The organism is Chryseobacterium sp. ON_d1, assembly GCF_006829085.1.
Classification (GTDB): domain Bacteria; phylum Bacteroidota; class Bacteroidia; order Flavobacteriales; family Weeksellaceae; genus Chryseobacterium.
Window position 1 is genome coordinate 246855 of the sequence record NZ_BJTC01000007.1, and the last position, 13331, is coordinate 260185.

Consider the following 13331-nt stretch of genomic DNA (forward strand, 5'->3'; position numbering starts at 1 on the left):
AAGGAAATAAAGATAAAAATAGGAGGAGTGAAAGTAAATATTTTTTCATTGGCTTGGTTGATCGTTTGGTCGATTATTATTAGCTGATAAATATGTAGTTTATTTCTATAAAAGCTTAATTTTAAGCGGTTTAATTTTCTGTAAAAGAATTGAAAATATAATAAATTAGACGTACTATCTTTAGCACAATTAATCAAAGTGTGTAACAGTCTTATACACTAACTAAATAATATAATATGGTCCAAAGTAAAATTAAAATCATCCGGATAACAATTCTGTTATTATTCTTCTTTACTAACAGCTTTGCGCAAAGCTATAGTGATTCTTTAGCATATGAACGATTAAAATACGTACAGGATGTAAAAAACTTTATTGCCCAAAGAGTATGGAAGGATTTTGAAAATAATCGGGTAACACAGATATATTTTACCGAATCATACAGTTATTTTTTCACTGCAGATCCCAAGGTTTTGGAAAAGGTAAAGCAAAAGACCACTCCGCTAAAAGGAATTGACATGATTAAGTCCGAACGTATTGATAAAAATCCTTTTCACATGGAGACTGCTGCAGAGTTTACGGACAGCACGGCATTGTATTATCAGAAACCTATTGTAATTTTCAGCGACTTTGAAACGGCAAAAGAATATGTAAGTGACCTGCAAAATCTGCAAAAATGGGCGTCAATGGTTGTTCATGAGCTTTTTCATGGATATCAGCTACAACATACCGCAACTGTAAAATACAGTAATCAGATTATCCATTTAAGGGGAAGTCAATTACAGAAAATATATCTTGAACAAAAATGGTTTGCTGAAAGTATAAAAGCTGAAAACAACCTGCTAATCAATTTATTAAAAGTGAAATCCAAAAAAGAACTGCAAAAAGGACTGGTACAATACATATCACTTCGCGAAGCAAGACAGAAAAAAGCAGAATCTATCCTGGAGGGCTTCAGTATCAATGAGAACTTTTATGAGAAAATCGAAGGGAGCGCAAAGTACGTTGAACTGGCTTTATTGGAAAATTATAGGTATTTTCCGGAAAACGAGTTCATTTTAACAAATGACAGTGCTTACAAGAAGAATGCTTATCAGAATTTTAAACTTGATGAAGAGCCTTGGCAATATCAGACTGAGGGTATCAATTACTTTTATTCTACTGGATATAATTTGATAAGAATTCTTGATAAATTGAAAGTCGATTATAAATCAAATTTTTTCAATACCAATACTACGCCCTATGGAATATTAAAAGCCCACCTAAAAATAAAATTACCATAAAACATTCTAGTACATAGATGATCTTCAATAAATCAGCAGATCATCCGGCTGCTTTCTGCAGGAAAAATATTTATGACCTTATATTGTGCAAAATAAAGCCAGATACCGAATAAAAACTATCAGTGAATATCACAAGATAAGAAGGTTACCCAAACCGCAAAATCTTTTGATAAATAATGGACTGTGCTAATATCGACATACTTTCACGCAAAGGTCTATTAGGGAAACTTTTATATGGATTTATTTAATCCTGATTTTTAATGTTATTCTGTACCGCCAGATCACTGAATTTTATTTATAATCAACAGTCTTAATCGATCCTCATGTTGATCTGCCCATTGACCTAAAGCTCCCACCAAGGGAATGAAGCTTTCTCCAAACTCAGTAAGAGAATATTAAACTTTTGGTAGGACAACCGGATAAATAATTTTTGAAACGAGTTCATCGCCCTCCGGTTCTTTCAGTTGAATATTCACAATCCTCGGTGATGCATCTGGTATTTACGCTGCAGTTCACTTGGATCAAATCAACTTTCTTATACTTAGGCTGAAACAAGATATATTAACCTCATTGGCCAGCGAGTTGAAATTTTCCTGCAGGTCTTTTTTAGTTACAGTTTCCCTATTGTACATTTGATTCTTCTTATGGAGTTTTAATGGCCGGACTATATCATAATGCCGGCAAAAAGAGGAAGTTTCATCTCTGGCTCAATGTAAAAATAAAGGCATGAGAAGCAAACCCTACAATAGAGAAGTAAGCATGGACCAATTTATAAAAAGCCTTAAACCCAAATCTTCATTTTAGCAATTAAAACTTATTTTAAAAACTCTTTTATATAAAAAGAATTTTTGTATATATTTATAAATGTAAAAAACACACTTATAATAAATTTAAAATACATTGCTTTTACAATAAGAGTTGGGTCTGTTAGTAATCGTATGAAATAATAGTTTTAGAAGTAATGTGTGCAAAATGCATTGCTGGAATAAGTGTCAGAAATTTAAAGATCGCTTGCAAAAAAAGAGATAAATGAAAGTGTCTTTCTCTCAACCTGTATAACATACAGTTCATGTACGTAATGTAAGCGTTTATTCGATAGTCAATTATGTAAAAACGAATATTATGAGAAAAGCGCTGAACTTAATGATTTTTGTAGGATTTTTTCAAATCAGCTTTGCTCAAAATCCAATTATCCAAACCAAGTATACTGCAGACCCGGCGCCAATGGTTTATAAGGATACGGTCTATCTTTATACGAGCCATGATGAGGACGATGCTTTCGGATTCAAAATGAAAGACTGGTTATTATACACTTCTAGAGATATGGTCAATTGGAAAGACCACGGTGTAGTGGCTTCGCTCAAAGATTTTAAATGGGTAAATACCGACAACGGTGCCTGGGCACCACAGGTTGTTGAAAGAAACGGTAAATTCTATATGTATTGTCCAATGCCGAACAATATGGGGATTGGTGTTTTAGTGGCGGACAGTCCCTATGGTCCTTTCACCAATCCTATTGGCAAGCCTTTGATCAAAAATTCTCTGGATGATATCGATCCCACAGTTTTAATTGACGATGACGGGCAGGTTTACCTGTACTGGGGAAATCCGAATCTTTGGTATGCTAAACTGAATGAAGATATGATATCTCTTGCCGGACCAATCACCAAAGACCCTTCGTTTGCGAAGGTGAAAGACCAGCCAGATCCTTTCAGATATCAGGAAGGACCTTGGGTTTGGAAAAAAAATAACCATTATTATATGGCTTACGCATCAAAATGTTGTCCGGAAGGAATTGATTATGCAATGGCAAAATCACCTATCGGACCCTGGAATTATGGAGGCGTGATAATGGATGGCGACCAGAGATCCAACGGAAATCATCCCGGTATTATAGATTTCAAAGGTAAATCTTATGTTTTCGGATTCAATCATATGCTTAGAATGCAGACCATGAGCAAGCATTATGAACGTCGGTCTGTTAGTGTCACAGAAATTACCTACAATGCAGATGGAACCATTCAGAAACTTCCTTTCTGGACCACGGATGGTGCAAAAAGAGTAGGTAATCTGGATCCTTTTAAAAAAGTTGAAGCAGAAACGATGGCTTATAGCGAAGGTCTGAAAACAGAAATGGTCACAGAATGGGAACGCAATCAACCCTATAACAGAGGAAAAAAAATCACAGATCGTATCATAGTTGCCTCAATTAACAATGGTGATTATATTAAAATCCAGGGAGCAAATTTTTCCAAAGGCGTCAAATCTTTGGATGTGAATGTTGCTTCTCTCTATGGAGGAAAAATAGAGATACGTTTAGATTCTCTTAATGGGCCTGTGCTTGGTGTTGTTAACGTTACAGGAAAAGGTGAGGGTGACTTATATAAGACCATTAATACACCTCTGAAAAGTGTAAAAGGAATCCACGATTTGTATTTTGTTTTTAAGGGAGAAAAAGACCTGTTCTATTTCGACTGGTGGAAATTTAATTGAATATTATAAAAAGTACTAAAGTGTAAAAATTATGTTGTTACAATAATGAAAAAGTTGATGAGCTTGAGAGTTTGTTGATGTAATCAGTTGAAGGCTTTAATTTGACAATCCTTTAAAAAAATTGTTTCAGGACATTAGATAATTTTATATTTACTACAGCGAAAAATTAAATTTAAGATAACTTGGGGATACAGAAAGTTTTTCGGAATTATATTATTAATACTTTTTCGTAATTTTGTAGGTACTTTAACACTACCTTCCTTTAATATTTACACAGATACTTCTCGTATTTAAAAGAGCATGAAACACCTAGCTAGGGCAATTTTACTTTTTGTTTTTATCATTGGGGAAAGCGTGAACGCGCAGACCAAAAAAGACCTAAAAAATAAAGTTATTTCAAATTCAAACCTTTTTAAAACTAATATTGATAATGCTTATTTAGAGTTACATTCTTTGTTGAAAGAGTCTCAACAATTAAAGGATTCACTTTCTGAGTTAAAAATTCTTGATAGAAAATGCCGATATTTTTACCGTAAAAATACGTTGGATAGCCTCATAATTTCTTCGGAAAAACTCCAAAAAAGATCGAGGGAATATAATAATGTGTACTATGAAGCAATGTCCGATATATATGGCTGAAACGTATTCGATGAATGAATTTCATGATAAAGCAATCAGTTATTTAAGTTCGGCATATGACCTGCTGCAAAAGGAAAATCCGAAAAGTGAGAAAATATTTTATGCAAAGGCAAACGTCTTGAGCAGTTTTGCCAACATTTACTTAGACAAAAACGAACCCAGAAATGCTGCCAAAAAGGTATTTGAAGAAATACAGAGTGGAAGCGAGATTAAGGATACTGAAGAGCGAAAGAGATTTCAATATTTAAACTATTCCAATCTCAGCAATATCTATTCTCAGCTGGATGTAGATTCGGCTTATCGTTATGCGGTGACATCGATACGGTTAAAAGCTAAAAATTTTCCGGACGATCAGTCTATGATGATTAATTACTCAGTCATTGGACTTTATTTTAAGAAAAAGAAAAATTATCAAGCCGCCATTTCTAATTTTCACAAAGCTCTTTATGTCAATAAGATCAATGGTACCGATCTCAATATGAATGCAGTTTATAAGTCTTTACAGGAGATCTACCATAATTTAAATATAAAGGACAGCGCTACTTTCTATCAAAACAAAATAAAAGAATATGATCTTCAAGCCCTCAGCAGCAAGTACAATTCACTACAGGAGGTGATAAACAGGGATAAAAAGGAAGAAAAAAAGCCTTTAAAAAAGTACCTTGTCTGCATTTTTATCGGATTGTGTGCTATCAGTTGTATTACCATTTACTTCGTTAAAAGAAAGGGAAAAAGCACGAATGAAGTTTTTAATTCTGAAACAGTTTCGCCTATACACCTATTACCTGAATCCGTTTCAACTGAACCCATTTTACCTGAGACCTATCATCATCTTATTGACCTTTTGGAAAAGAAAGATCCTGCCTTTATGTTCGCTTTCGAAAAAGTATATCCTAAATTCCGTGAAAATCTTCTGGCAAAGAATGCAGAACTTCAGCTATCAGAAATAGAATTTTGCGCTCTTTTGAAAATTCAGTTAACCACCAAAGAAATAGCTAAATATACTTTTATAGAAATCCGTACAGTACAAAACAAAAAATATAAGCTTCGGAAAAAATTTGAAATTCCTACAAATCTTGATATTTATACCTGGATTAATCAGTTTTAATATAATATATAAAATGCTATTTTATTAAACTATATGTAATCTTCTTATTCATTTTAAAATATTGCTAAAGAAAAAAAATGTTACTCGTTATACCGTACTTTTAATATTGCAATTTGCTTAAATATTACTCATCAGATACGTTTATTTAATTAGAAAAGTATATGATGAGTATGTAAAGTGATTACAATGCTTCACCAAAAGGAGATGTTTTTATCATCATCATCATACATTTGTAATGATTTCTTGTTTTAGAAAATCAGAAGAAATAAACTCTTTTAGCATTTCTAAAAAATCACACTAATTTTTAACAATATTTAAATCGAATTAAATGTCGAAAAACTTTTTTTTCAGCCAACTCCCAGGCATGGGAAAATGCAGACGGTACCGATATTATCATTATAAGTGGTTCCAGTTATAGCAAGCTTCTGATTGATGCTTTCTGAAACTATTGAGTTTCTTATGATCGCATTTCTGTACCACAAGCTCCCTTCAAAAATGTATTGGTTTTTCAGGATCTTATCTAGAGGACAGGATCGGAAGCCCTTAACAGAGCATTTTTCTGATGAGCTTTTAATTATAGTATGGTCATTCAAATTTGTTTGTCCAACCTGGACAAGCGTTAAAACTATCATTAACCAAAATAAATATATTATGAAAAAGGTAAGCATTCTTCATCTGAGAGAAAAGATCTGTCAGGCGGCTCTAAATTTGCTGTTACTTCTGGCATTTTTATCCGCAAATCCGGTATTTTCGCAAAATACAGTTCCGCTGCGCAGGACAGTGTCCCCTCAGCAGCCTATGTACTTGGTCCATATCGACACATGGAACTATGCCAATCCCCAAAAGATCATCGATCTGATTCCCGTCGAGATACGACCTTATGTTGTCATGAATATCTCTCTTTCCATAAGCCATGATGTGCCGACATCAAGATTCAAGGTCGCAGAGTATGGATATGAAGTGGCAAAATCATGGCTGCGTGTCTGTGCCGAGAACAGGATGTGGGCCATGATCCAATGCTCCAGTGGTGGCTTTACTCAATTCTCAGATACCGATCTGTCAGTATATGAGGACTTTTACAAAAATTACCCAAATTTCCTTGGATTCAATTATGCAGAACAGTTTTGGGGATTTGATGATGCCATAGATCCCCTCTCTCCAAGCTGGAGCTCAAGGATAGCGCATTTTACCAATCTTCTGCAATTGTCCAACAAATATGGTGGATACCTTGTGGTAAGCTGGTGCGGGAATCAGTGGTCACCGAGTATTAACCCGATTGGTATGTTGAAAAGAAATCCACAGTTTGCGGCAGCATGTGCCCAGTATAAGCAAAATTATATCTTATGCGAGAAGTATACCACCCGAAGCTATAAATTTGATATGGAAAGCCTGGCACTAGGAACTTATCTTTCAGGATATAGTGGTAACTACGGTATCCGTTATGATGATACAGGCTGGTATGATGACGATGGCAACCATGCCGGTTTTACGATGGCCACCGCGGGAGCACCGGTACTGGAGCACGCCATGCTTACCGGGCAGACGGTAATTGATGGTCCGGAACTGATATGGACACAATGCTTCAGAGAACTTTCGTCAGCGATCACCTCGGATGGTTACAGGGAGAGAAAATGGGGCACTTACGACCAGTTCAACAACGTAAGCATTGATCTGTTTCGAAAGATCATTGACGGGCATGTGAGGATTCCTACACGCCAGGAAGTGATCAACCGTACAAAAGTAGCTATTGTCAATAATGTAAGCTCAGGCAACGGTGATGCGATCTATAGTTCACCACAAACTCTTTTTGATGGACTGTACAGAATGGATAATGACGGAACTTATCAGAATAACCTAAACTTTTTCAAGAAATCCGGAAGGTATCCCACCATTCCTACGGTTTTTCAGCTCAACGACAATGTTGCCAACTCATTCCAGATCAAGGTCAACAAATCGGACTATAGCTCGAGATGGCCGACAACAGACAGTAAGATAACAGAGCTTAATAATCTGTTTCCCCAGGAATATACTGGGAATATCTATGCAGGTCGACATGAAAATGGGTGGGTCGTTTACAATCCGTTCAGAAACGGGCAACAAGCAACAGCAAACATTCCCTTTAAGTACAATACCAGCGAATCCATCGACCTGACCCTGTCCCAGTATACCTCTGGAGTGATAAAGGAGACGGCCAACCAACTTAAGATATATCTGAATAATTTCGACAATATTCTGAATACGGGATTGAAAACAGATGTTATCAGGATACACGGCAGCAGTTCAAAGCCGACATGGTCTTTCACAGACCGTGCAGCGCACCAGCCGAGCAATGTGACGGAAAGCTGGTCCGGAGGAATTCTGACCTTGACGATTGCCCACAACGGTCCGCTGGATATTACGTTAAACTGTTCCGGAAATTTCACAGGAAGGCTGACAAAGTTTACACCATCCAACATTGTAGTACCCGCACTGCCACCAATGTACCTGGGTACAAGACAGTACGAAATGGAATGCCTAGAATATAAAAATATAGGGCCAATCACCACGAGTGGTTATAACGGCAATATCAGAAATTATCACGGACAGGGATATATTCAGTTTGGGACGAATTCGGCTGCGGCTGTCCGAGAAAGTTTGACCAACATCAATGGCGGAAACTATACTTTACAGATAAGGTATTTGCTTGAAAGCGGCAGAGTTGACAATGTTGGATTATTCGTCAACAATTCCCAGGTGGCCACAATAGGTTTCACCTCCACAGGATCATTAAGTACATGGAATACTGTAGCACAGAATATTACATTGAATCCCGGAACCAACACCATTGAACTGAGAGCCCTTTCTTCCAATACCGATCTACTGTATCTGGATGAGATGACAATCGCGCCTGCTAATGCCGGACAGGAGATCTGGCTTGAGGCAGAGTGTGGCAACGTAGGGTCATTATGGCAGGTCCCGCAGAGCAGTACAGCTTCCTGGGGAAGATATATCACGATCACTGCAGGAAATAACAGTCTCAATAATGCTCCTTCGAATAATGAAGGTATTGCAACATACAATTTCAATGTTGGAGTGTCCGGGAACTACAATATATGGGGAAGATTGCGCGCGCCTAGTGCCGATGATGATTCTTTTTGGGTGAAGGTTGATAATGGGAATTGGCAAAATATGAACGGACTGAAGTCTTCAAACGTATGGGACTGGGATGTGCTGGCCACAGCAAATCTTAGCGCAGGAAGCCACACCCTGCAGATCGGTTATCGTGAAGACGGAACGAATCTGGATAAGTTGTACATTGGAACCAATTATCCAACAGAATATGGCGGGAATTCGACAAACTGTCAGTCGCTTTTAGCTGTAAAAATTCCTGCATTACCTATGGCTGAGACTGTTATATATCCAAATCCGGCAAAAAATGAGCTTAATGTTAGATATGGATATGGCGTTGCAGTTGGTGATGCAATTGATATTTATAGCACAGGAGGTCATTTGGTGCTTCATTCAAAGGTCGTAAATCCAAGATCTGAAAAATTGGTAATTGCTAAGTTACCAGCGGGGGGGTATCTTATAAAAATTGGGCAAAGTAATAAGTCTTTGAAATTTATAAAAGAATAGTCTTTGCTATCATTAATAAAATACTGAGACTCTCTTGCGCTCCAGATGTATGCAAAACTAGGTGGGACTCCTTGGGTTTTACCATCGCAGCGATCAGTTGACAGGGAGATAATAATTGGAATTGGCCATAGTTGGTTAAGGAAAAATCAATACATGGGAGCAGAACAGAATAGAGTAGTAGGTATAACAACCTTTATGTCCGGTGATGGGCAATATTTGCTTGGTGATAAAGTAAAGGATGTAGCATTCGAAAACTACTTTGATGAGCTGCTTAAAAGTCTGAAGCAGTCTATTGTTCGACTTTCAAGTGACCAAGGATGGGTGAACGGTAACACAGTCCGTCTGATCTTCCATATTTTCAAGCCCATAAAAAACACAGAATTTGATGTGGTAAGTCAATTAGTTAGGGACATTCCTCAGTATAATATAAAGTTTGCTTTTGTCACTATTGGTAATACCCACCCCCACATTTTATTTGATAAAAATCAGCCAGGAATTACAAAATATGGAAGTAGTGAGATTAAAGGACAATATGTACCAGCCAGGGGATGCAATGTTATTCTTGATGAAAGAACATGCATTGTCCAAATGTTAGGTGCTAGTGAACTAAAAACCTCTAAACAAGCAATGAGCAGACCTGTCTTAATAACGATAAGAGTTCCGCAAGGTAGCTACAATAGTGATGATCTGAATAATTTGTTATTTTACGATTTAAGTTACATAACGCAGCAGATATTCTCTTTTACCTATTTGTCGTGGAGGAGTTTTTTACCAGGAGAAGAACCCGCAACCATGAAATATTCTAATCTGATTTCAAAATTGCTTGGAAAAATGAGGAACGTGCCCAACTGGGATGCAGATACGTTGAATTATGGATTAAAAAGAAAGAAATGGTTCCTATAGAAGAGATAATTAATTATTTATCCAGGATTAATAGCAGTCCTAAATTATCCACTTTTAACAATTTGTTGGGTGGAAGAGAAATTCATACTCCGGAAGATCGGGACAGCAATGAACTCAATCAAGTCTATTATGGCATAATTAAAGCAATAAAAGAAAATAATAAACAAGATTTTAATACTTTCTATAGTATAAAAAGTAAGAGTAAGCCAAGTAAAGATTCAGCAGCACCTTTCATAAATGACGATTTTTTAATTTTTGTTTTATTAGTTGGTGTGGTCAAATTTGCAATAGACAAATCATGGATAACTTACATTATCTCTATTAGAAATAAAAATGCAATTACGATAACTTTTGAAAATTTAATAAAAGAAAACTATTACAGTAAGAGTATTTTACCGGAAATTGTTTATATGTATCTGAACTTTACCAAGCCAATGCTGATAACAAATGATCTTATAAATTTTACATACAAATCTATAAGCGATAATACAAAACTTTTTGATGGACGCAGTGATTTTCAAATTTTATGTGCGATAAATTCTTATAATTTAATCGTTATTTCAAAGGAAGTGCCAGACAAAAGTGAACTTTTAATGTTACAGGATTTTACAGGTAGACTTTTAAAACGAGTAGAGTTTCTATCGTGGTTGATACAAGCTGCCTTATTCTGGGTTGTGATCTATATATTATTGAATTTACCTAGATATAGTCCTGAAACTATTAAATTTATTGATAAATATAACTATGCCTTTACCATTTTTGGTGCTTTAGGATTAAGTTTTTTGGGAAATGTTATTCCTTTATTTAAAAAGATATCCCAAATTATCTTGCTTAGATTACTAGGCGCTTCGAAAACTTCCGTAAAAGAATTAATCAAAGAAAGAGGTTCGTAAAAGTATTGGTGGCATTTTCGTAACAATTTATGGTAAATAGCAAAATATCAATAACTTTCTGAAAGCAAATTACTATTCAAAAGCATTACACTGCTTTGGAGTAATTACACATGGTTTAATAGAATTTTTAGCGCGGATAAGTAAAAAAAATTGAACTGCTAAAAATCTATATAACCTAGAATTGCAGTAATAGAAGATTCGTTGTCCGCGATAATTTTATCCCCGTCATAATGTAACGTATAGCAAGCAGTTTATGTTTTAAAGCACGAATGCATTACTTTTATTTTCAGGATATTTCATATATGACTATTTAATAGGGGAATTATTCTGTGCATTAATGATAATACAGTAAGGAAGAATTAACATTACCATATTTTATGAGACTGTAACGTGAACTGTGTCAACGGAATAATTCAATAAGGTTTTTTTATATTTAATTATTCAAACGACATGGTCATGAAAGAAAAGACCCCATTTGACTTTGAACGCTTCAAAGAGGAAGCTATGCAAGGTCTTTATAACGGAAAGAGTTTATCTCCCAATGATGGCGTTCTAGCGCCCTTAATGAAGCACTTACTGGAGTCGATGATGGATAGCGAGCTGGAAAGTCACCTTCAGGAAGATAAAGCTTCCGGGAACTCCAATCGTCGGAATGGCAAGACCAAAAAAACTGTTCGAGGTCTTAATACCGGTACATTTGAACTTGAATCTGGACGGGATAGATCTGGTACATTTTAGCCCAAGGTAGTTCCCAAACGTCAGCTTATTATAACAGAACAGCTGGAAGGTCATGTGCTGAGCATGTATGCCAAAGGTATGAGCACACGTGCAATAAGTGATTTTATCCGTGGGATGTATGCTATGGAGATTTCTGCAACTGAAATATCCCGTATTACAGAAAGCGTCATGCCTGCTGTTAACGAGTGGCGAAGTCGTCCGCTAGAAGCCGTCTATCCCTTTGTTTTCCTAGACTGCATGCATTATAAAGTCCGTCAGAACGGTACGGTTGAGTCCCGGGCCATTTATAATATCCTGGGCATAGGAATGGATGGTCGCAAAGACTTGATAGGGCTTTACAGTTCGGAAAACGAAGGAGCTAAATTCTGGTTATCCGTACTCACCGATCTAAAGCAACGCGGTGTAGAGGACATCCTGATAGCCTGTATTGATGGACTGAAGGGTTTTCCTGAAGCTATAGAAGCTATTTTTCCAAAAACAAAAGTTCAGTTATGCATTGTCCATCAGATTAGATCAAGCATGCACTACGTTACAGAAAAGGACAAAAAGGCTGTTATTGAAGATTTAAAGCCTATTTATAAAGCTGTAAACGAAGAAATGGGATATGAAAAACTACTGGTCTTTGAAGAGAAATGGGGCAAGAAATACCCCATAGCCGCTAAGTCATGGCTCGATAACTGGATAAACCTCTCTACTTTTTTTGAGTATGATGAGCAGGTGCGTAAGACTATCTATACCACTAATCCTATTGAAGGAATGCACCGTCAGATCCGAAAAGTAACGAAGTCTAAAGGTGCATTCAGTTCTGAGCAGGCTCTTATGAAGCTGCTGTTTCTGATAATAAAGGATATCTCTAAAAAGTGGACAATGCCAGTGCATAACTGGGGCTTGACCATATCCCAACTTTACATTAAATTTGGGGATAGGCTCAAACTTGATAAAGGCTTTTAGATTTTGGTTAATTATCCAATGACACAGTTCAGTTTACACTCCCTATTTTATATCCGACGACACGTTGTTTTCAATTCTGATAGACCGAGCCTATGCTAATAGTTATAATACTTTTTCAACCAGTTTTGAAATTTGTCTTCATAGATTTTCTGTGCTTTTTTGACGATCTCATCCGGATCTTCTGTAATTTCAATACCATAGTTTTCCAAAACCCAACTTCTGTACTCTTCTATTTTTTCGCTGGGCTCATAATCATCTTCATCTTTATAAAAATAGATTTCATCCCAACCAATAGAGGGTTCAACATCAAAGGTTAAAATTTCCAGCAACTCCTTTATGTTTTTAGCCACAATATGAATTCCCCCCTCACTTCCAAATGCTAAAATAGGGGCCTCAGCTAAATTTTCATTTTTGTCTACTACCCAAAATGCATAAGTTGAGCCGGTTCCATCTGCCATTGCAAATTCTATAACTGAGGTTGTAAATTCTTCATCGTCTGAATAACCTTTTATTCCACTTTTATCTGAATAATCTCTCCCGATATAAAATTGGTCTGAAAAATTTTCATCATCTCCAATTGAGTTCTGAAAATTAACAAGATTTATTAATTCTTCAGGAATTTCAAAATTTTTGAAGTTTACTTTAAATTCACTTAGATCGACCATTCTTACTGATTTTTATTTTTATGTCCCGTGTTTAATATCGGTTATC

7 protein-coding genes and 1 pseudogene are annotated in these 13331 nt (G+C 36.2%); 7 read left to right on the forward strand and 1 reads right to left on the reverse strand.

Annotation, left to right across the window (positions count from 1 at the left end):
* The first annotated feature begins 236 nt into the window (after window positions 1-236).
* The 7 genes and pseudogenes from CRS_RS13055 (at window position 237) to CRS_RS13090 (ending at window position 12620) form a co-directional block, all read left to right on the forward strand.
* Complete coding sequence (locus CRS_RS13055; protein ID WP_142724470.1) at window positions 237-1280, forward strand: hypothetical protein; 1044 nt, start codon at window positions 237-239, stop codon at window positions 1278-1280.
* 1122 nt (window positions 1281-2402) lie between these two features.
* Complete coding sequence (locus tag CRS_RS13065) at window positions 2403-3773, forward strand: glycoside hydrolase family 43 protein (protein ID WP_142724471.1); 1371 nt, start codon at window positions 2403-2405, stop codon at window positions 3771-3773.
* A 610-nt stretch (window positions 3774-4383) separates the two neighbouring features.
* Window positions 4384-5520 (forward strand): hypothetical protein, encoded by a 1137-nt coding sequence (locus tag CRS_RS13070; protein WP_142724472.1) that lies wholly within the window; start codon window positions 4384-4386, stop codon window positions 5518-5520.
* A 651-nt stretch (window positions 5521-6171) separates the two neighbouring features.
* The gene (locus tag CRS_RS13075) at window positions 6172-9135 is read left to right on the forward strand and encodes a glycoside hydrolase family 98 domain-containing protein (RefSeq protein ID WP_172617065.1); all 2964 of its coding nucleotides are present in this window, start codon (window positions 6172-6174) and stop codon (window positions 9133-9135) included.
* A gap of 45 nt (window positions 9136-9180) precedes the next feature.
* Window positions 9181-10038 carry a Piwi domain-containing protein gene (locus tag CRS_RS13080; RefSeq protein ID WP_142724473.1) on the forward strand — a complete coding sequence of 286 codons (858 nt, stop codon included), beginning with the start codon at window positions 9181-9183 and terminating at the stop codon, window positions 10036-10038.
* Window positions 10026-10931 (forward strand): hypothetical protein, encoded by a 906-nt coding sequence (locus CRS_RS13085; protein WP_142724474.1) that lies wholly within the window; start codon window positions 10026-10028, stop codon window positions 10929-10931. Before CRS_RS13080 ends, CRS_RS13085 begins: the two co-directional genes overlap by 13 nt.
* A gap of 456 nt (window positions 10932-11387) precedes the next feature.
* Window positions 11388-12620 (forward strand): annotated as a pseudogene (locus CRS_RS13090) (IS256 family transposase).
* Between the two features lie 95 nt (window positions 12621-12715).
* On the opposite strand, the gene CRS_RS13095 reads toward CRS_RS13090, so the two are convergent.
* Window positions 12716-13285 carry a hypothetical protein gene (locus tag CRS_RS13095; RefSeq protein ID WP_142724475.1) on the reverse strand — a complete coding sequence of 190 codons (570 nt, stop codon included), beginning with the start codon at window positions 13283-13285 and terminating at the stop codon, window positions 12716-12718.
* Between the last annotated feature and the right edge of the window lie 46 nt (window positions 13286-13331).